Here is a 22,045-nt window from a genome sequence, read left to right as displayed (position 1 = left end):
TCGTCCAGATGCCAGATATCCTTTCGCGAAGGCCTCTTTCTGCACAACTGCCTGGCATAAGCCGTTCCGAATTTGCGACCCCATCTTCGGATCGTCTCATGGGAGACGACGATACCGCGCTCCAGCAGCATCTCCTCGACCATCCTCAGGCTCAAAGGGAACNNNNCGAAAATACAGCCAGACCGCACGGGCGATGATCTGCGGTGGAAAGCGGTGGTTCTTGTAGCTTACGGCCGGACTGTTCATCCCAACCCATTACCGACAACCGTTAAGCCGCTGACAACGTGACATCACCCGTCGGATCGTTCTTCCTGCTCGGCTTGATTCTGGCGCTCCACATGCGCCGGCCGGCGCACGCCATCATGGCCGCCTTCGCCATCTGGCTTACCTTGGTTCTGATCGCGCCGCAGATCGGCGATACGCTCGATCCCGACAATCAGGTTGGTGCCGGCGTCTTTCGTACACTCGGCATCGCCAAGCCGCAGGAAAAACAGATCATGACGTCCTTTGCGACCTATGAAACGGTCCGTGACGGCATTGAACAGCTGTCGCCCGCCAAACATCTTGAGCGCTGGTGCTTCGCAGCCCTTGGCATCAAGGAAATCTACTACGGTCAACCACTCGTTACCGTCATGCGGGATCGCTGGAGCGACGCCGCTTGGCTGATCGGCCTGTCCGCAGCCCTTCTCGCCGCCCTGTTTATGCTTCCGTTCAACATCGCAAACCTCAAAAAGGACTGACCATGACCCACGTCAAACAGACGAATTTTCTCGTCTCGAGCTTCCTTCTCCTTGGTCTCACAGCCTTTGCTGCACCTGCGGTCTCGGCTCCCCTCGATAGCGACAATGACGGCATCCCCGATATTGCCGAGAAACTGCTGGGGACCGATCCCCTGATCGCGGATACGGACGGCGACGGTCAGAACGACAAGGCCGACGCCAGACCGACGGAGCTCGATAACCCGATTGTCCAGACCGGGACGCCGGCGACGATCCGCGTTCTCTCCGCCAAGGTAGAGGACAATTTCGATCCGGTCACGAAGAAGAACGTTTCTGATCATCTGGAACTCGCCATGTCGAACGACGGCAAGGCCGATCTCAAGGGATTGAAAATGTATCTGACGCTGACCGACGATACGAACGCCAAGACCGAAAGCATCTATCGCGACCTGTCCGGTTTCACGGTGGCTGCGGGAAAAACCACAGCGCTGCATTTCGATCTCAAAGGTGTCGCTGACTGGGCGGCCGCGCAGACGCATTATCGCGCCAATGAAAACTCCATGCTGTACACGACGCCTTCACCGAAGACACTCCAGTTGCAGATCGCGGCCAATGGTGAGGCGCCCGTCTCGATCACGTTCAAGAAGGATGCAGGTGGAGCGGAAGTCGCGGATTGATGAACGACCTGGATTGTTCCCTCTCTTGACCTTCAAGCGCATTGGCGGCCGCACTGGCCTCGTCGGTTCGGCTTTCGTTGGTGGCAAAGATGGTCACACGCCAGCCGCATGGATGATCGAACGCACTGGCCCGGAGGCAAAACCGTGAAAGTAGGTTTCCTGTACCGTGATTTTGGTCCATCGCTACTGCTAGCAGCAGAACGCTTCTTGGCAAATCTCTCCCAACACGCAGATGAAGCGACGGTGGTGTTAGCGGACGAGGAAAAAAGTTCTGGAGTTGTCCTGTTGCTTTCATCTTCGACCGGCTTATTCTCACGTCGCCAGCCTCGGTATGCGGCGCTCGACCAATCACAGGAATCGTTGGTTGTGAGCCACCGCAACCAACTTGCGTTAAAAAGCTATGTTTGGCTTATTCCGGCATGCGCATGCATGCCGGTGAACTGATGCTACGAGGCCCTTCGACTGCCAACGCTTCCTACATAGATGTGCGGGTAGCGATGCGACCGAGGAGTGCTTGCAGGCTCTCGAAGGATGTTAGGTCTAACCCAACGATCCTGCCCCAGTTGCAGATAGCGAGTAGGTAGGCCTCGGCAACAGAGAACTTGCCGTCCATCTGGCCATCGAGCTGCCGTTCCAGCCAGCCGAGGCGACCAAGAAAACGCTCGAGAAGATAGCTTTCACTTCCTGCGGTCTTCGGGCATCGAACAGAGGGCCCGAAATTCTTGTGCACTCGCTGCTGACAAAGGCTAGCCTTTCGATCAGGCGATACCGTCCCATCGAACCCCAGGCCGGTACAAGTTCCTTTCCGGAACCTGATCGGCCACATACTGCATGATCATAGGCCATCGGTCAGAATCTGGCCATTGGCCCGCTCCACCAGCGGCACGTAGCCGCGGAGATTGAGGGCGTAGTAATCATCAGCGCCGGTGTGGGACGTATGCGTCCGTAGCAACGGTATGGGCGGTGAATGGCAGACCGGGCCTCGCAGACGCCCGGGCTGTAATAGAACTTCATGCAGAACTCCGAGAGAAGTCGAGGATCGAGAGGAGCCTGACCGGCAGGAGCATACGGCCTCCCGGCTGGGGTCGTTTATCCGCGCGGCGCGATGATCGGAGCCTTTTTCCCGCGCCCCCACAGAATGAACAGGCAGACGGGGAGAAGGATGGCGTTCAGCGGAAGGGCCGACAGCTCACCGCGTGACGAATGGAAAATGAAGGCCACAATCTGCAGCAGTACGCACCCCAAGGCGGCCAGAACCGTCAGCCGGGGCAGGATGCGGGTGAGGGCGGGCAGGAGAATGCCGGCACCGCCTACGATATCGATGAGGCCCATTAGGCGCAGGAACCGTGGCGGCACGTCTCCGGGCCAGACCCACATGGCCGCCAAGTGATCGATCGGCATGAAGAACTTCATGCAGCCGAATACGGTAAACGCGACAAAAATGAGCACTTGGGCGATCCAGAGCCCTATTTGCAAGGATTTTGCAGCAGTCGGTGCTGAATGAAGAGTCGAGCTGTGTGGCATCTGATGTCTCCAGAAGAGGTGGTGAACGAGCACATAAGATCCGTGCGCCGCCATCGTCGGATCGCTGAAAGAAGCCGCGTGCCCTCGGTCAGGCGGGCTTGCTGTTGATCTTACGAGGGGAAACGTCAAAAGAAATCGATATAATTTTGGCTGTCTTGTTCAAGAAAACTGATAGTGTTATTCTCGTCGTTGTCGGCGCTGTTTGTGCCACGCGCCGTGAAACCGTTCGATCTTCTGGAATTCCCATGGATGCGCTGACGCTTGATCAGTTCCTGATATTCGTCACTACGGTTGAGGAGGGGAGTTTTGCTGCGGCTGCGCGGCGAATGAACAGAGCGCAATCGGCGATCACCTACACCATCCAGAAACTCGAGGAGCAGAGCAGGCTTCCCCTCTTCGACCGCTCCGCCTATCGTCCAACGCTGACCGAGGCAGGAAAGGCGCTGCTGCCGCGCGCGAGACGCATCCTTGACGACGTGACGGACTGGCGGCGCCAGGCCCAGGGCATCTCAGAGGGGCTGGAGGCAGAACTTACTCTCGCTGTCGTCAGCTATGCGCCGCCGGACCTCTTAAGCCGCGTCCTGAGCGCCTTCAACGCGGAGTTTCCCTTTGTCGAAATCCGTCTTCTGACCGAAACCTTCGATGCCGCGGCGAAGGCTCTGCGTGATGGCACGGTCGATCTCGCTCTGCTTGCTGAACGTCAGCCGGAGGAATTCGAGCGCCGCGTGTGCGGCCGGATCGATCTGGTTCCCGTCACCGCCCCGACGCATGCGCTCGGCCGGATCGAGGGACCAATCAGCGCGGCACGACTGCGGGACCACACCCAATTGGTCATCAGCCCCGCTCCCCACTTGGACAGCGGTCGGGACTATGGTGTGCTTGCCACGAACAGATGGCGCGTCAATGACCTCCAGACCAAATACGACCTCATTCTTGCTGGTGTCGGCTGGGGTTCAATGCCCCGCTCGCGCGTGGAGAACGATCTTTCGACCGGGCGCCTCGTCGAACTGAAACCGGAAAGTTGGGAAGGGTCGGATTGGATGCCATCGTTCCCATTGGTCATTGCCTACAGGAAGGAAAAGGCGCTCGGTCCAGCCGGACAGTGGCTGGTGAAGCAATGTATCGCTCAATGGGAGTTGGCCAGCAAACCTTGAGCAGCGGAGACAGGCTGTTTGCGGTTGGGCGAGGATGTGTACTGGCCGGATCGCCAAGTCTGGAAATGCGGCGATCCGGTGAATGGTTGTCCTGCTCTAAGGCAGCGCTCTCATATATAGCGAATATCCCTTTTCCCCGCCGTCGGGCGCGCTCGGCTGCCTGCCAGCCGGCATTCAGGCGGTCTGCCGAAGAGATCGCGAGCAGACCGACATCACGCCGGTCTTCAGCCAGAAGAAGGTTGCCGCAATTGCTTCCGGAGCGACGGCGCCCTGATAGGCGATGACCACGCTGGCGTTTGGTCCAGGTCGGCGTAATCAGTACCTCCGCTGGCGCGCCGTCCGGCGTACTTCACAAAGCGAATGCCGAGAAGCAGGCGGATTTCATGCTTGGACGGATCAGCGAGGCTTTGAACGAAGTCTGGGCGATGATGTCGTGGAGACCCCGAGCGCGCCCCTGGCAAGCGCTTGTCCACGTTCTTTTCGGGAAAATTGCGCGATTGCCAATGCCATCTTCGCGTGGGAGGGGGGCCAGCGCCTGCTCAGGGCGCACGCGGGGATACGGGCGAGATATTCGGGGATCTAGTTGGAAGCATGGCAAGCAGATGACCTCTAATCTCGGACGCAAGCAGGGGCCGGTACCTTTCATCGGCACCTGTTCACCGGCTTGGAACAGGGGTTTCACCGCGGTAGCCGTAAAAGCGTCTACAACCTTCCGCCCGAACCAGCCGGCCTCGACATATTTCAGCAGCGGGCACGGCCGGTACTTGGTGTCGGCAAGCCTGCTATGCAGCACGTTCATGATGGGCGAAGCAGGGCTCGAGGCGGACGAAATCGTGCGCCACCTGCCGGTCCAGGTTCGCGCCGATTTTGGCGATCGCGACCTCAAGTCTTTCCGCATCGACGTCTGCCCGTCGCAGACCGCCCCGACCGTCCCAATCGTCATCTCTATTCTTCCCCGGCTTCTTTTGAAAATCCCCAGCTTCCAGCCCCCAGAACCGGCGCGGCTTTATCGAGCGCCAGGGGGCTGCGTGACAGAAGGATGGGCGTCCGCAAGCCAGGCAAGCCTGCGGGATCGATGCGCAGCTCCCGCGCCTGGATTTGTGGCTCGTTGATCGCTTCCGCAACTGTATTGATCGGGCCTGCCGGAACGCCGGCCTTCTCGAGCGCGGCAATTAGCTCCGCCTTCGGCCTCAGCCTGGTCTTGTCCGCAATTAGGGCGCTGAGCGCTTTCCGGTTCTCCACCCGGGCCGGATTGGTCGCATAGGCCGGATCTTCCGCAATGCCATTAAGACCGAGCATGCCGCACAGGGCCGCAAATTGCCGGTCGTTGCCGCAGGCGATGATCAGATGACCGTTAGTGGCGGGAAACACCTGGTAGGGCACGATATTGGGATGCGCATTGCCCATGCGGCGGGGCACCTTGCCGCCCGCAAGATAGTTCATTGCCTGGTTGGCAAGCACCGCAACGCCCACATCGAGCAGTGCCAGGTCGACGTGCTGGCCTAGGCCGGATCGCTCCCGCTCGGCAAGTGCCGCCTGAATGCCGATCACCCCGTAGAGGCCGGTAAAGACGTCGATCCAAGCAACGCCCACTTTCTGCGGTTCGCCGTCCGGTTCGCCGGTCAGGTCCATGATGCCGCACATGCCCTGGATCAGGAAATCGTAGCCCGGTTGTCGCGCCCGCGGACCCGCCTGGCCGAAACCGGTCACGGAGGCATAGACGATGCGGGGGTTGATTGCGGCGACGCTGGCGTAGTCGAGGCCGAATTTCTTCAACCCTGCGACCTTGAAGTTCTCGATCACGACATCCGCCTCCGCGATCAAGGATTTGACGCGGGCGAGATCCTCGGGTTTGCCGAAATCGCAGGTGACCGAAGTCTTGCCGCGGTTTGCCGCGTGGAAATAGGCTGCCACCTTTTCGGCGCCGCCCTTGCCGTCCGGCTGCTCAATGAAGGGAGGTCCCCAGGTGCGGGTGTCGTCGCCCTGTGGGCTCTCGATCTTGATGACTTCGGCGCCGAGGTCGGAGAGCGTCTGTCCGATCCAGGGCCCGGCCAGGATGCGGGCAAGCTCGACGACCTTCAGGCCGGCGAGGGGGGCACTGTTTGGAGCAGCCATCAGAAGAATGCCTGAATGCCGGTCTGTGCACGGCCGAGGATCAGCGCATGGACGTCATGCGTGCCCTCGTAAGTGTTGACCGTTTCCAGGTTCTGCGCGTGGCGCATGACGTGGTACTCGATCTGGATGCCATTGCCGCCATGCATATCGCGGGCCTGCCTCGCAATGTCGAGCGCCTTGCCGCAATTGTTGCGCTTGACGAGGGAAATCATCTCCGGTGCGAACCTGCCCTCATCCACCAGCCGCCCGACACGGAGTGAGGCCTGCAGGCCGAGCGTGATCTCCGTCTGCATGTCGGCGAGTTTCTTCTGGAAGAGCTGCGTGCCGGCGAGCGGCTTGCCGAACTGGATGCGATCGAGGCCGTATTGCCGGGAACGGAACCAGCAATCCTCCGCAGCGCCAAGCACGCCCCAGGAGATGCCGTAGCGGGCTCGATTGAGGCAGCCGAACGGCCCCTTGAGCCCCGAGACATTCGGCAACAGCGCGTCCTCGCCTACCTCGATGCCGTCGAGCACGATCTCGCCGGTGATCGAGGCTCTGAGCGACAGTTTGCCGCCGATCTTCGGCGCCGAGAGGCCCTTCATGCCTTTTTCGAGGATGAAGCCGCGGATCTCACCGCCATGCGCCTCCGACTTCGCCCAGACGACGAAGACGTCGGCTATCGGCGCGTTGGAGATCCACATCTTTGAGCCCCGCAGGCGATAGCCGCCCTCGATCTTCTCGGCGCGCGTCTTCATAGAACCCGGATCGGATCCGGCATCCGGCTCGGTGAGCCCGAAGCAGCCGATCAGTTCGCCGGAGACGAGACCGGGCAGGTATTTGTCGCGCTGTTCTTCGGAGCCATAGGCGTAGATGGGGTAGATCACCAGCGACGACTGCACGCTCATCATAGAGCGGTAGCCCGAATCGACGCGCTCCACCTCGCGCGCCACGAGACCATAGGATACGTAATTGGCGCCAGCCGCGCCATAATTTTCCGGCAGCGTCACGCCGAGAAGACCCGCCTGGCCCATCAGCCGGAAGATGCCCGGATCGGTCTTTTCCTCAAGATAGGCATCCTGAACGAGCGGCATGAGTTCGGCCTCGGCAAAGGCCTTGGCCGCATCGCGGATCATCCGCTCCTCCTCGGCGAGCTGATCCTCGAGCAGGAAGGGATCGTCCCAAGCGAATGCGCTCGTTTGGTATGAAGGCGTGGCTCTGGTGAAATCTGCGGTCACGGATTTTTCCTCGAATGAAGTGCGATGATGCCGAGGCGGCTTCCGATACTGTCACGGCGACCGCTCTATCCAGCCTTACATGTCTACACGGCAACGGAGCCTGACGGCGCCGACAGTGCTGCTTCAATTGAAGCCTCGAGGATGTCCAAGCCTTCCGAGAGGACGTCCCATTCAATCGTAAGGGGCGGCAACAAACGGACTACGTTGAGGCGCGTTCCGCATGAGAGAAGTATGAGGCCGCGCGCTTCAGCTTCCGCGACGATGCCGTTCGTGATTGCAGGCGCCGCCGTCTTAGTCTGGCGATCCTCGACAAGTTCGAAGGCGATCATCGCCCCAAGCCCACGTACGTCCCCAATTCGCTCCATGCCCTGCCGCGATGCGAGAGACGTCAAGCGGTCGGTGATGCAACGGCCGATTTCGGCCGCGCGTTGGCAGAGTCTCTCGTCCTCTATGACATCAAGTACCGCATTGGCCGCCGCGACACTCAGCGGATTTCCCGCATAGGTACCGCCGAGCCCACCCGGGTGGGCGGCGTTCATGATCTCAACCCTGCCGGTGACGGCCGACAGCGGAAAGCCGCCTGCGAGGCCCTTCGCCATGGTTACGAGATCCGGCTTCACGCCGGCATGTTCGAAACCGAACATTTTCCCCGTTCTCGCCATGCCAGCCTGAACCTCGTCGGCAATCAGCACGATGCCATAGTTGTCAGCTAGCTCGCGCAGCCGGACCAGGAATTCCTTAGGCGCGACATTGAAACCGCCTTCGCCCTGAACCGGCTCCAGGATGAAGGCTGCGATGCGCTCGGGGTCGATATCGGCAGCGAACAGCCGTTCGAGTCCGGCAATCGCCTCTTCCGTGGAAATACCGAGGAATTGGTTCGGGAACGGCGCATGGTAGACATCGGCCGGGAAGGGGCCGAAGTTCTTCTTGTAGGGCATGACCTTGCCGGTCAGCGCCATGCCAAGCATGGTGCGACCGTGGAAAGCGCCTGAGAACGCGACAATGCCGGGGCGCTTCGTATAGGCGCGGGCGATCTTGATGGCGTTTTCGACCGCTTCGGCCCCGGTGGTCACCAACATAGTGCGGTTTTCCGTGCCGGTTGGCGCAATCCCATTCAGCCGCTCCGCGAGTTTAACATATCCCTCATAAGGGGCCACGTGAAAGCAGGTATGTGTAAATTGTTCCGCTTGAGCGGCGACCGCCCGCATGACTTTCGGATGGCGATGGCCCGTATTGTTGACGGCTATACCGGCGGCGAAATCGATAAACCGCTTACCGTCCACGTCCCAAAGTTCGGCATTCTGGGCCCTTTGCGCGAAGATGCTACGTGTTCCAACGCCGCCGGCGACGGCGGCCTTCTGACGGGAGTGCAAGTCTGCTGAGGCAGTCATTTTGGATTTTCCGGGATTCGTTGATCGGAGTGTGCGCGGGCTCAGCCGCGTGTTCATTTTTCCTGGGCAGAAGCCACTGCCCAGGCAATGTCGCTGTGGCGATCAGCCGAGGTGCACCCATACCGATTTGGTTTGGGTGTATTGGGTAAGCGCCTCGAGGCACTTGTCGCGGCCATTGCCCGTCTGCTTGTAGCCACCCCAGATCGACGTCATGTCGCCGTGATCGAAGCAGTTTACCCACACCACGCCGGCTTCTACGTCGCGCGCAAAGCGATGCGCCTTCCCGACGTCGCGGGTCCAGATCGAGGCCGCGAGGCCGTAGACGGTGTCATTGGCGATTTCCACGGCGTCCTCGATGCCGTCCACGGGAATAATCGTGGCGACCGGCCCAAAGATCTCTTCACGTGCGATCTGCATGGAGTTGTTGACGCCCGTGAAAAGAGTCGGTTCGACAAAGGCCCCCATCGGCGAGGACGCAAGCGTGCCGCCGCCGAATTTCAGGGCAGCGCCCTCATTACGGCCGACGTCGATGTATTGCAGCACCCTTTGTTGATGCGACGCGGTAACGAGCGGCCCGATCGTCGTCGAAGGATCAAGCGGGTCGCCGAGCACGAAATTCTCCCTGGTGCGGGCGGAGAAGCGCTCCACGAAGTCGTCGTGGATGCTCTTGTCCACCAGAATTCGCGAACCGGCGTTGCAGACCTCGCCCTGGTTTCCATAGATACCGTTGACGGCATAGGTGACCGCGGTGTCCAGATCATCATAGTCGCCGAGCACGATCTGCGGCGTCTTTCCTCCGCATTCGGTGGAGACCCGCTTCATGTTCGACTGGCCGGCATAGACCATCAGGAGCTTGCCCACCTCGGTCGACCCGGTAAAGCCGATCTTGTCGACGTCATTGTGCAGGCCGAGAGCCTTTCCGGCCTCTTCTCCCAGCCCGTGGATGACGTTGAAGACGCCGGCCGGGCCGCCGGCTTCGATAAACAGTTCGGCCAGCAGGTTTGCCGAAAGCGGAGATTGCTCCGCCGGCTTGAGGACGACGGAGTTGCCTGTCGCAAGGGCAGGACCGAGCTTCCAGGCCGCCATCATCAAGGGATAATTCCACGGTACGATGAGGCCGACGACGCCCAGTGGCTGGCGAAGGATGTAATGGAGGGCGCTGGCCGACGTGTTGGTCACCGCTCCCTCAATCTTGTCGATCGTTTCGGAGAAGAACTTCAGGGACGTAACCGAACCCGGGATGTCGATGTTCATCATGTCCATGACGGGCTTGCCCATGTCGAGGCTGTCGAGCAGGGCAAATTCTTCCCCATTCGCCTCAACAAGTGTCGAGAAGCGCTCTAGGACTGCCATGCGGTCACGCGGATCCATGCGCGACCAGGAGCCGGACTTGAAAGCCTTGCGAGCGACGCTTACGGCGCGATCGATCTCCGCCTGACCACCGCGGCTGACTTCCGCAAGGACTTCGCCCGTTGCTGGATTGATCGTGTTGAATGTCCGTCCATCGGCGGAAGGAACATATGCGCCGTCGATGAAATGTAGCGTCCTGAATTTCAGGGACTTGGCTTTGCCATGCCAGAAATCCCGCGTGTAGGTTGAGGCGTCCATGACTGTACTCCTGTTGTTACTTTGACTTGGTTTGGTCTCTGAGCATCGTGACGGAGAGCACGACGAGCACGAAGGAGGCGGCAACGATGATGCTGCCGACGGCATTGATTTCGGGCGTGATGCCTCGCCTGAGGGTCGAGTAGATGTAGATCGGAAGGGTCACGTCGCGGCCGGTGAGGAAATAGGTGACCGGGATTTCATCGAAGGACAGCGTGAAACACAGCAGCGCCGATCCGATGATCGAAGTGCGAATGTTGGGAAGAATCACCCGGTAGAACGTTTCGAAGGGCGTCGCTCCGAGATCCGCCGAAGCTTCGAGGAGACGCAGATTGAGCTTGGCGAGGCGGGCCATCACCTGCGAGACAACGACGCCAAGCAGCGCTGTCGCGTGACCGATGACCACGGCGGTGAGGCTTTGGGGGATGCCGATCTGCTTGTAGAAGTTCAGCATCGCAATCCCGGTCACGATGCCCGGTAGGCTGAGCGGCAGCAGGATAGCGTTGCGGAAAATGTCCTTACCCGGGAAGCTGTAACGATCGAGCGCCAGAGCCGCCGTGACGCCGATCACCACGCTGAGGAGTGTTGCGAAGCTCGCCACGATCAAGCTGTTGCCAAGCGCCGTCAGCATCTGGTTGTTCGCCAGGAACTGTTGGTACCAGCGTAGCGTAAAGCCCGAGAGCGGAAAGGACGTCACCGGGCTGTCATTGAATGAAAACAGCACGAGGATGACAATCGGCACGTAAAGAAAAATCAGCACCAGTAAACTGAATCCGACCAGGCCGCGCTGCCACCATTGAAGAGAAGCCATCATCTCGTCCTCCTAGTTCATATCTATGTGATCTCGCCGGTCGAACCGGCTTGAGACGGTGAGAACGGCGAGTACGAGGATCAGCACGAGCGTTGCGAGCGCCGAACCGAGCGGCCAGTTGAGCGCTGCGCCGAACTGGCTCTGAAGGAGGTTGGCAACCATGGTGCCGTCAGGGCCGCCAACGAGCACAGGAGCTACGAAATCTCCAAAGGCGAGGCAGAAGGTCAGTGTCGCACCAGCTATGAGACCGCCCAGGGACAACGGAAAGATCACCCTCCAAAACGTGATGAAGGGGCCGACGCCCAGGTCTTCCGAAGCCTCGATCAGTGCCTTTGGAATGTTGTCGAGCACGGTGAAGAGGGGCATCACCATGAATGGGACGAAGATGTAGACCAGAGTAATCACCATGGACGCCTGATTGTAGAGGAACAGCGTCAGTGGCTCGTCGATGAGTCCGAAGGAGAGGAGCAGGGAATTGAGCGCTCCGTTCGTTCCCAGGATGATCTTCCAGGTGTAAGCCCGCAGGAGATATGAGACCCAGAGTGGGACGATGACGGACATGTAGAGAAGGTTTCGCCACTTTTGGGACTTGACCGTGAAGACCAGAAAATAGGCGAGCGGGTAACCGAGCAGGATCGCTCCAAGGGTGACGAGCAGGGCGATCTTGAGGGTGCGCAGGATGACGGTGATGTATTGGGGGTCGCTGAACAGTTGGACGAAGTTGCCCCGCTGAAAATCAGGGACAAAGAGAGGGAATTGGCGGGTCCAGAAACCGACGGCGATCATGACCGCGTAGGGAAAGATCATGAAAATCAGCGCCCAGCCCAGCGGAATTGAAAAAAGGGCTGCGAAGGCTGCGAGATTGCGGCGGCCGACGGTCATGTGCGTAGCTCCGGTGCAAATAACATCACATCGGCCGGGTCTACATACAGGCCGATGGCCCCCCCAGGCTCGAGATGACGCCCTGTTCCGGCAGTCCGTGGGACATCCGCAAAGATTCGCCCGGCGTTGCCCGCCAAAGCGAGTTCCAGACGCACGCGGTCTCCATGGAACAGCGTCTCGATAATTCGAGCCTCCATGGTGTTGGCTCCATCGAAGGCGTCCAGTCTTATCCTCTCGGGTCGGATACCGGCGGTGACGGCGCGAAGAGGCTCGCCGGCGGACGGAACCCTGCCGATACGCCTCAGAAGGGTTCCGTCATCCAGCCGAAGGAGATCGAATACTCCATCTCGACCCTCGTATCTTGCCGACACCAGGTTGGAAGCGCCGATGAAGTCGGCCACGTAAGGAGTGGCCGGATCGTCGTAGAGTTCGGTGGGCGCTCCGACCTGGACGATCTTTCCCTCTTTCATGACGACGATGCGATCGGAGAGCGCAAGTGCCTCGGCCTGATCGTGGGTCACCATCAGGAAGGTGATGCCGAGTTCCCGGTGGAGCCGCTTGAGTTCGACCTGCATGCCTTCGCGGAGCTTCACGTCGAGCGCCGACAGGGGCTCGTCAAGCAGCAGCACGCGCGGTCGACGCACGATCGCCCGGGCCATGGCGACGCGTTGGCGCTGTCCCCCGGAAAGTGCCGCCGGCACCCGGTTGCCCATCGTCTCCAGGCCGACCATCGCGAGGGTCTCCTCCACGCGTCGCTTCCGCTCCCCGGGTGCGACGGCGCTGCCCTTGACGGACAGGCCGTAGGCAATGTTTTCCGCAACCGTCATATGGGGGAAAAGGGCGTAATCCTGAAAGACGGTGTTGACCGGACGCCGGTAGGGAGGAGCGTTCGTGACATCCTGCCCAGCAATGGACACGGTTCCCGAATTCGCATACTCGAAACCGCCAATGAGCCTCAGCGTGGTGGTTTTTCCGCATCCGGACGGTCCGAGGAGGGTAACGAATTCGCCTTCACCCACCTCGAGTTTCGTTTCGTGTAGGGCCGTGAAATGGCCATAGGTCTTTGTCACGCCGTTCAGCGTCACGATAGCACGCGAGCTCATGCGTTCTCCAAAATATCAGATGTAAGAGGAAAGGGAGGATGCGCGTAGCACCCTCCGACCCAACGGTCGCTTAGAGGCCCGCCTTAACCGCGTTCCAGACCTCGAGGTACTTGTCGAGGCGCTTCGGCTGCTCCCACATCACGAGGCTTTTGACGAACTCGACGTTATTGACCTGACGTTCCTTCTTCAGGTCCTCATTCATGCAACCCTGGACGGCCTTCGGGTTCACCGGAAAATAACCGGTCTCCCCAGCAATGCCGCACTGCCCGTCTGCTGACTGCATGAATGACATGAACTTGTATGTGCATTCGGTATTCGGAGAGCCCTTGGCGATCATCATCGAATCCATCCAGCCCTCGGCTTTCTCCTTTGGTGTGAATTCGATGACGTTGAAGCCCTTATTCAAGGCGTTGACGTCTTTGCTCGTCAGGCCGGTCCAGGCGTTGGACACATACACTTCCTCGTTGGCCATGAGTTCGGTCAGCTCTCCAGCAGATGCCCAGTATTTCCGAACCAACGGCTTTTGTTCGAGCAGTTTTGCCTTCACAGCATCCAACTGCTCGTCCGTGAGATCAAAAACATTGTCGTAGCCAAGGTATCGTGCTGTCCAGTAGATCGCCGACTTGTCGTCCCATAGGGAGACCTTTCCCTTGTTCGCGGGATCGAATAGGACGCCGATCGAATCGGGCGTCGAAGACAGCTTATCCGGCCGATAGATAAGGGAGACAGAGCCCCAAATCAGCGGCACCGCCCAGGTTTCGCCGTCGACTACCACCGCGCTCACCTTGGAGAATTCAGGGTAGATGCCGTCGAAGCCTTCGACCTTCGTGGTGTCGATCGGGTCTACGAAGCCGGCTTCGTGCAACATTGGAACGGTGTCAAGCGAGGGCGTGATAATGTCATAGACTCCACCACCCGCAGCCAATTTGGCGGCAAAATCGTCATTCGAGCCGACATAGGACGCCGTGACCTTGCAGCCGGATGCGGCTTCAAACTTGGTGATAAAGCTATCTGCGGCATAACCTTCCCATGTGAGCAGGTTGAGCTCGCCTGCGCTGGCCGAGGCCATGTGCGGCAGCGCGGAAATCGTTGCCAATGCGCCGATTGCCAGTTTTTTGATTAGGCTCATGATATTGTTCCCCTGTATATCGCGTTTAATTATTTGCGCTTCGTTTTTCGAACGAGCGTGGCGATGTCGATTCCGAGTGCCTTGGCGGCGCTTCGTTTGCTTCCATTTTCTGCGATGGATTTTTCCAGGATCCAGGTCTCAAATCCCTGGACGAGGTCTTTCAAGCTGGCGTGCGCGGGCACAGAAGGCGCAGGCACCTCCATATGCTTGGGCTCGGTGCGCGCGGGGGCGAGTATGGGTGCCATGAAATGCTCCGGAAGCGCGACACCCTCGGCGCAGGCCACGGCCTGCTCCAGGATGTTTGACAGTTCCCGCAAGTTTCCGGGATAGGAGTGCGCCTGAAGCAGATCGGTGAATTCCGGAGACAGCCGAAGCTGAGGTTTCCGAATGAGATTGATGCGACGAAGCATCTGATCGGCAACAGCCTCTACAAGATCGGGCTGCTCGCGCAAAGGCGGGAGGGCAATGGTGACAACCGCGATGCGGTAGAAGAGATCCGGTCGGAATACTCCCTCGGCGATCTTGTTTCCCAGGTCGAGGTTCGTAGATGTGATAAGCCGGAAGCGCGCTCGCCTTCGCTGCATGGATCCCACCCTGCTGAAGGTTTGGGTCTCCAGGAAGGACACGAGCTTCATTTGAGACGTGACGGATAGATCGGTGACTTGGTCCAGAAACAATATCCCCCCGTCGGCGGCTTCGATGAAACCGAGCTTTCCGCGCGTGGATTGGTCCAGCGGCGACCCAGGCTCAATCCCGAACATCTCGACATCGAACTGCTCGTCGGAGAGCATCCCACAGTTGACATGGACGAACGGCACGGCTCCGGCTTTGTCGGAGTGTCCAATTCGTTTTGCGAACTCGGTCTTGCCCGTTCCGGTCTCGCCCGTCAGCAGGATTGCACTCCCGCGTTCCAGAGCCATCTCGCCCTTGCGGGCAAGGCCGTGAAGCCGCGGCGTTATGTGGTACGCGGTCCTTGCGACCTCTCCGGTCTCCGTCTCGAACCGAAACCGCTCTGACCCTTCGTTCGGCCTATGTTGTCGGTTCGCCTCTCGCATCGTGAGTAGCGCACCGTAGGCCCCACCCTCCTGGTTTCGCAGGATGCTGAGCGACGCAAACACGTTTCTTTGCGAGTTGAGCGCGCCCGAGACCTCGATCCGCTTCAGTTGATGGAGCGCGGCGGCAAGCTTCTGGATAAGTGGGCCGGCGGTCTTGGCATGCTTCGCCAGTTCGGACCCGACAAGGTCCGCGCGTGCAAGGTTGAGGAGCAGCTCTAGTTTGCCGTTGGCGAGCTTGATCGTGCCATCGATTTCCAGAAAGGCCGCGCCATCGGGCAAAGCTTCGAGAAAGCCACGAAACTGCGGATCGTCGACGAAGCCCGGACGAAGCCCCCGCGGCGCGAATGCATTTATATCGTTCGCATAGAACTTCACGACAGCGCCTCCTGGGCAAGCGAAGGTGACCTTCTTTTCGACTTTCTCCGGGCCGTCAGGACGTATCGGCCCATCTCTCCCTCGATACGCGCAGCCCGGAAGCGCCAGTTGTTCCGACAATTATCGGCCGAGATGATGATGAGGTCGCATTCGCTCCCAGCGGACTCTTCCGCCGCAAGTGCGGCTTGCCGCAGCCTTTCGACCGCGTTGCGCGTCTCTGCGAATTGCTGGAGCGGCCGTCCGAGCATCTGATCGGCGGGTCGGCCCCATGCAGTTTCGGCAGCGGGATTGGCGGCCAGCAACAGTCCGTCCTCCGACATCACCAGGATCGGGTCTGGCGCGGCGCTGAGAATGTCGAGCATCGTCTCGGCGCGATCGTAAAGCTGCTGTTCGCGCTTCTTGTGCATCCCGACATCGCGCGTCGTGCCCCAGAGGCGGATCAGCAAACCGTCCCTAATGGCCGCGCGGAAGTCGTTCTCCACCAGCATCTCGCTTCCGTCATGGCGTCGGTCCACCGCCTGCGCATGGTCGAGGCGATAGTTCGACCGGACGAGGTCGCGTACCATCTGCCGGTTGATCTCGGTTGCAGGGAAATAGCGGGAAACCGGCTGCGTGTTGAAATCCAGCCCATCCGGCAGTCGGTAGAGGCGGCCCATGGCATCGTTGCAAGCCCGCCAACTGCTCCGGTTCTTGAATATCTGTTCGACGATTTCCTCTTGCGCGAGCGATGTGTCGACCGGCTCGAGAAACTCGATGCACCAGCAGGCATCGGTGGCGGCGCCGATCATCTGCGACAGGATTTCCACCCGCTCCACCAACTCTGCGCCAACACCGAGCGCTGCCGGCGTCAGCGGCTGCTTGACGACTGCAAGACCGTTCAGCCCGTCGACAAAGGTACTCGCCACCATGGGCATGTCGCCATGGGCCTTGGAATTCATCCACACCGGAAAGCTTTGTTCGGCGGTTTGTTCGCCGCGGGCGATGGCGCGGATGAGGGAGGCGGACTCGCCGCTATAGACACTTTCGAGCGGCGTGCCGATTATCGATCGAGGGTTGATCGCCAACGTCTTGGCCTCCCGATCGTTGACGCGGCAGACACGGCCTTCGAGATCGATCCAATCAATTAGGAGGCTGTCCATGTTGAAGGCCGTGTTCATTCGTTCGTTCATACCGAGGCCCCTTGGTCGCTCCAGCCGCTCGAAGGACTGACTGCGAAAACGCAGCAATCCAGCCACAGGCAGTGGCAATTGCAATGCTCTAACTGGATTGGCCGAGAAAAATCGAAATTTGCAAGCGATACATGCGCAGATTCGCAGCGTAGTGATGCGGTTTTGCGAAGTGCCGCTTGCGATTTGGCGCGGCTCGAAGACCATTTCCTCGGAGAAACCAAACATCATGGGGCAAGGTCACATCCTTCCCACTGGTCATTGCTTACAGGAAGGGAAAGGCGCTCGGTCCAGCCGGACGGTGGCTGGTGAAGGAATGTGTCGCTCAATGGGAGTTGGCCGATAAACCTTGAGCGCCGGAGATAGGCTGCCCTTCGCTGCGCTCGTGAGCGACAGCCGATCGCCGCGGACAGAGACACAGGCTATCGCCGATCGCTTGTCCTCGCTAATACGCTCTGCCAAGATCAGTCGCGCTGAGCGCGTTCGCCGTCAACACGAAGGTGAATACCTCGATATGGATGCCTGCATTGAGGCCTCGATTTCACACCGCATCGGCGAGATGCCGGATTTCCGGGTCTATGGCCGGTCCGAGCGTCGCAGCCGCGATTTTTCGGTACTTGTCCTGCTGGATGTATCGCAGTCGACAGCAGACCGCATCCACGGCAAAGATGATACCGTACTCGACCTGGAACGATTTTCGACCGCTCTTCTCGCCAAGACGATTTCCGCTGCAGGCGACCCTTTTGCAATTGCCGCGTTCTGCTCCGACACCCGGGAGGACGTTCGGTATTTCCGGATTAAGGACTTCGACGAAACATACAACACCTTCGCGAGGTCACGCCTTGCAGGCATTCGCAGTTGCCTCTCGACCAGATCGGGAGCCGCCATTCGCCACGCAGGAGCGGATCTTGCGAAACGTCAGAGTCATCGACGGCTGCTGCTGGTTGTGACGGACGGGGAGCCATCCGACGTCGACGTCGACGACAACAGGTATCTCGTGGAAGACGCGAGAGCGGCCGTCCATTCGCTGAACCGCAAAGGAATCGATACGTTCTGCGTCGCACTTGATTCTGACGGGAGGTCTTGTGCCGATCGGATCTTTGGACGCGGGGAACCGCAGCAATTGCGAGTGTCGGACAACTGCCAATTCAGCTGCCGACTATCCTTTATCGTCTGACCAGATGAACTACGTCGCCGGCTGACTGAATGTTGATCAGGCCGCTTTGGACGCCGCAAATTGTCATTCCCTGATAAGATCGTTCAGCGGCACCGCGGATTCCCCGTTTGCCCCTACATCCAGAATAAATCCTGCGGCGATCATCGTCTTGAGTTTTCGGATGGACATCGCCACATCCCGTACCGGTCCCAAGGCGCAAGCGCCTCGCAGCAGACCATGCTCAGTCAGCGACAAAAAGAGCCTTGCGGCACCGACAGTGCCTGAGACGGTCAAAGAACCGTATGCCGGCACACCGGCCACCTGAAGCGCGAGGTCGTATTGGTTGCTCCAGAACCAGGGCACTTCGTCGAAGGCTTTCCCTTGGCCAAGCATGTTTCGCGCAGCCGTATCGGCCTGATCTTCTGCATTTCGCCAGTTTTCCAGCCGTAAAAACCTATCAAAAATCCCGCTCTTGTATTTGCAGACATCGCCGCAGGCGAAGATGTCAGGATCCTCCGTTTGCAGAAGCTCATTTGTCATGATCCCATTGTCTACGGCAAGTCCGCCTGTTTCCGCGAGCTCCGTTCGCGGCCTGACGCCCACACCATAGACTACAACTTCGCATTCGATTACCTCGCCGGTGTCCAGCCGAACCGCCGCGACCCTGCCATCGCCTTCCAGCGCGGCAACGCGCACACCGAAACGAATGTCCACTCCTCGACCACGGTGCTCGGAAACAAGTGCGCTCGAAACGTCTAGTGGAAGGCTGCGCGCCATAGCGTGAGGCGCAACTTCCAACACGTGAACGTCACACCCTAGCTCGACCGCCGCTGCGGCGACCTCAAGCCCGATGACGCCGGCACCAATCACAACCAGCTTCTGTCCGGCATGGAAGGAACGCGCGATCGCGTCAGCGTGTTGCGGTGTGCGCAATGGCCAGACGCCATCGAGTTCCGCCCCCGGCACCGCCAATTGGTTGATTGCCGAGCCCGTGGCCAGAAGAAGCTTCTCGTATGGTAGGCGCCGGCTATCACTGAGCAAGACCCTCTTGGTTGAGCGATCGATGCTTTGAACAGTCTCACCAAGCAGAAGCTCGATCTGATTTGCCTCGAACCAGCTTGCGGGAAAGAAAGCGCACTGATCGCTGGTCTTTTTACCCAGAAGCACCGCCTTGGACAACGGTGGGCGGTCATATGGGACGTGAGGCTCATCACCGACCAAACTGATTTCTCCGGTCCAACCATGTTTGCGAAGGGCGGCTGCCGCCTTCGCACCGCTATGGCCAGCACCGACGATAACTACGGATTGCGCGTTCACAATGGAATACCCCAAAAACCAGGCCTAGCCTCAGGACTGACGTGCCTTTTCAGTGCCAAAGGCAATCATGCTGCCGCCGATCAACTCATCGCCCTGCTTCTGCAACATCTCGCCCGCCTCGAGGATATCCCGCGCCTCGCGATTCTGGCTCAGCTTGAACTTGCCGATCAGGCGGGTGATCTCGATTTCGATACCGACGATCGCCTTCAGCATCATGTCGATATAGTCCTTGGGACTGTCGGTCATCTTCCAGGGGTCCGCCTGTGCCGCCTCGTGCGTGCGGGTGAGGCGGGCGACCAGGCCACGCACATATCGCTCGTCATCGCGGATCGTGACGCGGCCGTGCGCATGGACCACGAGGTAGTTCCAGGTCGGGACCTGCTTCTTGAACTCGCGCTTGCTCGGATACCAGTTGGGAGCAATATAGGCATCGGCGGCGCGGAAGACGACGAGCACTTCGTCGCCGGTCGACACATCCTGCCAGACAGGGTTGGCGCGAGCGACATGGGAGTGGAGGGTGCCGTTTTCTCCCTCGGACCTGTTCAGCTCGAACGGAAGGTGGTTGGCGTCGAGGCCGGCTTGGCCGTTTGTGACGAGGATGCCGAGCGGATTCTTCTCGATCAGATCGAAAAGAACCTCTGGACGGTTTTCGGCAAAGTGCGGTGGTACGTACATGTGAACTCCTGGGCGCAAGTAGTTGGCCTCGCTTGTCGCGATGCCGGGCTAGAACTGTTGTTAAATTTCGATCATTTGGAAGTCGGCTTTGGAAGCACCGCAGTCGGGGCAAGCCCAGTCCTCCGGTACGTCGGCCCAGCGCGTCCCGGGCAGAATGCCGTCGTCGGGCCAGCCATCTTTCTCGCTGTAGACGAGACCGCATAGGACGCAAAGCCACGTCTTTAAGGGCGGGTTCTCGTCGATGAGCTTATCAAGCGTCTGAACAGTGTCGTCGCTCATGGGATGCTCCAGTTTCTCGGAGCCGCTAACGGCTCGCTCGATGTCTGGAGCATCCTTGATCCGAATTGGCCCATTTCACAGGACCAGTATTCGTTATTTTCGCTGTACCACACGAACCGTTATGGCATCCCGTGTGGGCTCGGGATGGCTTCAGGCTTCGGCTACGAGGTGTTCGGGCTTGGACAGCGGTCCGCGTATCGCTCCGACGGAGGCATCGAGAACGTCTTTCAGCCGCTGCACAGCGGTTTGGAGTTCGCCAGGGGTGAATCCGCCAAAACCCAGCATCAGGCCGAAACGGGCAGGAGGATTGGCGAACATTGGCGAAAGCGGCCTGACGACAAGACCGACCTTGCCCGCCTCGTCGGCGATCTTCACATCATCGATACCGAGAGGCAGCCAAAGCACGAGATGCATGCCTTGGTCCGATGGCTGCAGGGTCGCCCACGAGGGGAGTTCCTGTTCAATAGCCTTGATCAGCGCGTCTCGCCTTTCCGAATACGCGCCGCGAATCCGGCGCACATGCGCCTCGAAGAGGCCCTCGCGCATATAGCTTGCCAGGACATGCTGATCGGGTGTGGGGGAATGGCGGTCGATCATCGCGCGCGCCCCGGCGAAGGCATCGATCAAAGGCTCCGGCACGATCGCATAACCGAGGCGCAGCGATGAAAACAGCATCTTACTCATGGTGCCGAGATAGACGACCCGGGATGGGTCGAGCCCTTGGAGGGAAGGGAACGGATATCCCGCGTATCGCAGTTCGCTGTCGTAGTCGTCTTCCACGACCCAGGCATTGTTGTTGCGAGCCCATGAAAGCAATGACGTACGTCGCGGCATGCTGAGCGGCATGCCGAGCGGATATTGGTGGGAGGGCGTGACGAAGGCGACGCGCGCGCCAGGACATCGAAGGATGCCCTCCTTGACGTCGATGCCCTGGCCGTCGACCGGGATCCGACAGATTGCGATGTTGAAATTGCCGAGCACGGCCTCAATCCCCGGATAGGCCGGATCCTCGGCCCAGACAGCGTCTCCCCTCGTCAGCAGCACCGTTGCCGCCAGGAACAGCCCCTGCTGCGTTCCCGCGGTGATGATGACCTGATCGGCGGTGCACTTCACTGCCCGCGCCTTGCGGACATACTCGGCTATCGCCGCGCGCAGTTCCGGCAGCCCTTTTGGATCGATGTATCCAGAAGGGGCCGCGGGTCGCGTTGCCCGAACCCGGTTCCCCAGCCGCCGCCACTTGTCGTCGGGCGCGACGTCGCCGGCCGGATGTGCGATTGCAAAAGGCTGCGCTCGCTGCGGTCGCAATGCCGTTGCGACGGCAGCGAGCCGGGCAACATTTGTCGGCAGGGGAAGCTCTGCGGCGGGCGCGTCGAGCATCATTTCCGGTGAAACGCGATCAGACGCGTCCTCATGGACATTTGCGACAACCGTGCCGCTTCGCGCGCGGGTCTGCAGGTAACCTTCCGCATAGAGCTGGTCGAAAGCTTCAACAATGGTACCGCGTGCAATTCCCAGAGTAGCGGACAATGCTCTGGTCGATGGTAGGCGCTCCCCGGGCTTCAACTCCCCCTTCGCAATCGCATCACGAAGCGCTTGCGCGAATTGCTGGCCGATGCGGCCGCTCGTCCGATCAAAGGACCGCAGCGAAGCGATCGTGATTAGGTCTTGCCGCCGCGCCATGACTTTCTGGACCAC

Annotated in this window: 20 protein-coding genes and 3 pseudogenes; 5 read left to right on the top strand and 18 right to left on the bottom strand. The window is 59.8% G+C overall.

The features are described 5' to 3' along the window. Nucleotides 1–291 (bottom strand): annotated as a pseudogene (locus tag BN1800_RS42685) (IS6 family transposase); the annotation flags it as partial. On the opposite strand from BN1800_RS42685, the gene BN1800_RS23220 reads away from it, so the two are divergent. The 3 genes from BN1800_RS23220 to BN1800_RS40510 all read left to right on the top strand — a co-directional run bounded on the left by BN1800_RS23220 (nucleotide 285) and on the right by BN1800_RS40510 (nucleotide 1,840). Then, nucleotides 285–740, top strand: coding sequence for a hypothetical protein (locus BN1800_RS23220; RefSeq protein ID WP_027511318.1), 456 nt, complete (start codon nucleotides 285–287; stop codon nucleotides 738–740). The pseudogene BN1800_RS42685 and the gene BN1800_RS23220 sit on opposite strands and share 7 nt — an antisense overlap. A 2-nt stretch (nucleotides 741–742) precedes the next feature. After that, a complete protein-coding gene (locus BN1800_RS23215; RefSeq protein ID WP_051336670.1) occupies nucleotides 743–1,396 on the top strand; it encodes a hypothetical protein in 654 nt (217 codons plus the stop codon). Between the two features lie 144 nt (nucleotides 1,397–1,540). Then, nucleotides 1,541–1,840, top strand: coding sequence for a hypothetical protein (locus BN1800_RS40510; protein WP_143534059.1), 300 nt, complete (start codon nucleotides 1,541–1,543; stop codon nucleotides 1,838–1,840). Nucleotides 1,841–2,485: 645 nt separating this feature from the next. On the opposite strand, the gene BN1800_RS23205 is transcribed toward BN1800_RS40510, so the two are convergent. Next, nucleotides 2,486–2,920 carry a DoxX family protein gene (locus BN1800_RS23205; RefSeq protein ID WP_027511317.1) on the bottom strand — a complete coding sequence of 145 codons (435 nt, stop codon included), beginning with the start codon at nucleotides 2,918–2,920 and terminating at the stop codon, nucleotides 2,486–2,488. A 245-nt stretch (nucleotides 2,921–3,165) separates the two neighbouring features. Here BN1800_RS23205 and BN1800_RS23200 point away from each other — a divergent pair, with 245 nt between their 5' ends. Next, nucleotides 3,166–4,074 (top strand): LysR family transcriptional regulator, encoded by a 909-nt coding sequence (locus BN1800_RS23200; RefSeq protein ID WP_027511316.1) that lies wholly within the window; start codon nucleotides 3,166–3,168, stop codon nucleotides 4,072–4,074. Between the two features lie 133 nt (nucleotides 4,075–4,207). Here BN1800_RS23200 and BN1800_RS42680 read toward each other — a convergent pair. The 12 genes and pseudogenes from BN1800_RS42680 to BN1800_RS23140 form a co-directional block, all read right to left on the bottom strand. Next, nucleotides 4,208–4,389: pseudogene (locus BN1800_RS42680) on the bottom strand (hypothetical protein); the annotation flags it as partial. A 341-nt stretch (nucleotides 4,390–4,730) separates the two neighbouring features. Further along, a pseudogene (locus BN1800_RS42675) lies at nucleotides 4,731–4,889 on the bottom strand (3-hydroxyacyl-CoA dehydrogenase family protein); the annotation flags it as partial. A 130-nt stretch (nucleotides 4,890–5,019) separates the two neighbouring features. Beyond that, nucleotides 5,020–6,189 carry a CaiB/BaiF CoA transferase family protein gene (locus BN1800_RS23185; RefSeq protein WP_027511314.1) on the bottom strand — a complete coding sequence of 390 codons (1,170 nt, stop codon included), beginning with the start codon at nucleotides 6,187–6,189 and terminating at the stop codon, nucleotides 5,020–5,022. Then, entirely contained in the window at nucleotides 6,189–7,304 is a 1,116-nt protein-coding gene (locus BN1800_RS23180) for an acyl-CoA dehydrogenase (protein ID WP_244564609.1), read from the bottom strand. The genes BN1800_RS23185 and BN1800_RS23180 overlap by 1 nt, the downstream gene beginning before the upstream one ends. Before the next feature lie 185 nt (nucleotides 7,305–7,489). After that, nucleotides 7,490–8,797, bottom strand: a complete 1,308-nt coding sequence (gene gabT, locus BN1800_RS23175) for a 4-aminobutyrate--2-oxoglutarate transaminase (protein WP_027511312.1) — start codon at nucleotides 8,795–8,797, stop codon at nucleotides 7,490–7,492. Between the two features lie 102 nt (nucleotides 8,798–8,899). Beyond that, nucleotides 8,900–10,405: an aldehyde dehydrogenase gene (locus BN1800_RS23170; protein ID WP_027511311.1), complete on the bottom strand. Its 1,506-nt coding sequence runs from the start codon at nucleotides 10,403–10,405 to the stop codon at nucleotides 8,900–8,902. A 16-nt stretch (nucleotides 10,406–10,421) separates the two neighbouring features. Continuing rightward, complete coding sequence (locus BN1800_RS23165) at nucleotides 10,422–11,216, bottom strand: ABC transporter permease (protein WP_244564607.1); 795 nt, start codon at nucleotides 11,214–11,216, stop codon at nucleotides 10,422–10,424. 9 nt (nucleotides 11,217–11,225) lie between these two features. Then, the gene (locus tag BN1800_RS23160) at nucleotides 11,226–12,095 is read right to left on the bottom strand and encodes an ABC transporter permease (RefSeq protein WP_037142533.1); all 870 of its coding nucleotides are present in this window, start codon (nucleotides 12,093–12,095) and stop codon (nucleotides 11,226–11,228) included. Beyond that, nucleotides 12,092–13,198, bottom strand: coding sequence for an ABC transporter ATP-binding protein (locus tag BN1800_RS23155; protein WP_027511308.1), 1,107 nt, complete (start codon nucleotides 13,196–13,198; stop codon nucleotides 12,092–12,094). The genes BN1800_RS23160 and BN1800_RS23155 overlap by 4 nt, the downstream gene beginning before the upstream one ends. Before the next feature lie 70 nt (nucleotides 13,199–13,268). Further along, a complete protein-coding gene (locus BN1800_RS23150) occupies nucleotides 13,269–14,327 on the bottom strand; it encodes an ABC transporter substrate-binding protein (protein WP_244564606.1) in 1,059 nt (352 codons plus the stop codon). Nucleotides 14,328–14,356: 29 nt separating this feature from the next. Next, nucleotides 14,357–15,757, bottom strand: coding sequence for a sigma 54-interacting transcriptional regulator (locus BN1800_RS23145; RefSeq protein WP_051336668.1), 1,401 nt, complete (start codon nucleotides 15,755–15,757; stop codon nucleotides 14,357–14,359). Beyond that, on the bottom strand, nucleotides 15,754–16,926 hold the full coding sequence (locus BN1800_RS23140) for a PAS domain-containing protein (RefSeq protein ID WP_165928330.1): 1,173 nt from the start codon (nucleotides 16,924–16,926) through the stop codon (nucleotides 15,754–15,756). Before BN1800_RS23140 ends, BN1800_RS23145 begins: the two co-directional genes overlap by 4 nt. Nucleotides 16,927–17,437: 511 nt before the next feature. On the opposite strand from BN1800_RS23140, the gene BN1800_RS23135 reads away from it, so the two are divergent. Next, complete coding sequence (locus BN1800_RS23135) at nucleotides 17,438–18,100, top strand: nitric oxide reductase activation protein NorD (protein WP_087001343.1); 663 nt, start codon at nucleotides 17,438–17,440, stop codon at nucleotides 18,098–18,100. A 63-nt stretch (nucleotides 18,101–18,163) separates the two neighbouring features. Here BN1800_RS23135 and BN1800_RS23130 read toward each other — a convergent pair whose 3' ends face one another. The 4 genes from BN1800_RS23130 to pdxR all read right to left on the bottom strand — a co-directional run bounded on the left by BN1800_RS23130 (nucleotide 18,164) and on the right by pdxR (nucleotide 22,030). Beyond that, nucleotides 18,164–19,396: an NAD(P)/FAD-dependent oxidoreductase gene (locus tag BN1800_RS23130; protein WP_165928329.1), complete on the bottom strand. Its 1,233-nt coding sequence runs from the start codon at nucleotides 19,394–19,396 to the stop codon at nucleotides 18,164–18,166. Nucleotides 19,397–19,426: 30 nt separating this feature from the next. Continuing rightward, nucleotides 19,427–20,071 carry an FMN-binding negative transcriptional regulator gene (locus tag BN1800_RS23125; RefSeq protein ID WP_027511305.1) on the bottom strand — a complete coding sequence of 215 codons (645 nt, stop codon included), beginning with the start codon at nucleotides 20,069–20,071 and terminating at the stop codon, nucleotides 19,427–19,429. A 60-nt stretch (nucleotides 20,072–20,131) separates the two neighbouring features. Further along, entirely contained in the window at nucleotides 20,132–20,350 is a 219-nt protein-coding gene (locus BN1800_RS23120; protein WP_051336665.1) for a rubredoxin, read from the bottom strand. Between the two features lie 150 nt (nucleotides 20,351–20,500). Beyond that, the gene (pdxR, locus tag BN1800_RS23115; protein WP_027511303.1) at nucleotides 20,501–22,030 is read right to left on the bottom strand and encodes a MocR-like pyridoxine biosynthesis transcription factor PdxR; all 1,530 of its coding nucleotides are present in this window, start codon (nucleotides 22,028–22,030) and stop codon (nucleotides 20,501–20,503) included. Nucleotides 22,031–22,045 lie beyond the last annotated feature (15 nt).

The organism is Rhizobium sullae, from assembly GCF_900169785.1.
In the GTDB taxonomy this organism is placed as follows: Bacteria; Pseudomonadota; Alphaproteobacteria; order Rhizobiales; family Rhizobiaceae; genus Rhizobium; species Rhizobium sullae.
The sequence above is the reverse complement of the archived record's forward strand: the minus strand, read 5'-3'. Positions and strand labels throughout refer to the sequence as shown.

Excerpts from the sequence above, each read along its gene's own strand:
- BN1800_RS23215 (WP_051336670.1), top strand. The coding sequence starts at position 743 with ATGACCCACGTCAAACAGACGAATTTTCTCGTCTCGAGCTTCCTTCTC.
- BN1800_RS23205 (WP_027511317.1), bottom strand. The coding sequence starts at position 2,920 with ATGCCACACAGCTCGACTCTTCATTCAGCACCGACTGCTGCAAAATCC.
- BN1800_RS23200 (WP_027511316.1), top strand. The coding sequence starts at position 3,166 with ATGGATGCGCTGACGCTTGATCAGTTCCTGATATTCGTCACTACGGTT.
- BN1800_RS23185 (WP_027511314.1), bottom strand. The coding sequence starts at position 6,189 with ATGGCTGCTCCAAACAGTGCCCCCCTCGCCGGCCTGAAGGTCGTCGAG.
- BN1800_RS23180 (WP_244564609.1), bottom strand. The coding sequence starts at position 7,304 with ATGATCCGCGATGCGGCCAAGGCCTTTGCCGAGGCCGAACTCATGCCG.
- gabT (WP_027511312.1), bottom strand. The coding sequence starts at position 8,797 with ATGACTGCCTCAGCAGACTTGCACTCCCGTCAGAAGGCCGCCGTCGCC.
- BN1800_RS23170 (WP_027511311.1), bottom strand. The coding sequence starts at position 10,405 with ATGGACGCCTCAACCTACACGCGGGATTTCTGGCATGGCAAAGCCAAG.
- BN1800_RS23165 (WP_244564607.1), bottom strand. The coding sequence starts at position 11,216 with ATGATGGCTTCTCTTCAATGGTGGCAGCGCGGCCTGGTCGGATTCAGT.
- BN1800_RS23160 (WP_037142533.1), bottom strand. The coding sequence starts at position 12,095 with ATGACCGTCGGCCGCCGCAATCTCGCAGCCTTCGCAGCCCTTTTTTCA.
- BN1800_RS23155 (WP_027511308.1), bottom strand. The coding sequence starts at position 13,198 with ATGAGCTCGCGTGCTATCGTGACGCTGAACGGCGTGACAAAGACCTAT.
- BN1800_RS23150 (WP_244564606.1), bottom strand. The coding sequence starts at position 14,327 with ATGAGCCTAATCAAAAAACTGGCAATCGGCGCATTGGCAACGATTTCC.
- BN1800_RS23140 (WP_165928330.1), bottom strand. The coding sequence starts at position 16,926 with ATGAACGAACGAATGAACACGGCCTTCAACATGGACAGCCTCCTAATT.
- BN1800_RS23135 (WP_087001343.1), top strand. The coding sequence starts at position 17,438 with ATGGATGCCTGCATTGAGGCCTCGATTTCACACCGCATCGGCGAGATG.
- BN1800_RS23125 (WP_027511305.1), bottom strand. The coding sequence starts at position 20,071 with ATGTACGTACCACCGCACTTTGCCGAAAACCGTCCAGAGGTTCTTTTC.
- BN1800_RS23120 (WP_051336665.1), bottom strand. The coding sequence starts at position 20,350 with ATGAGCGACGACACTGTTCAGACGCTTGATAAGCTCATCGACGAGAAC.
- pdxR (WP_027511303.1), bottom strand. The coding sequence starts at position 22,030 with ATGGCGCGGCGGCAAGACCTAATCACGATCGCTTCGCTGCGGTCCTTT.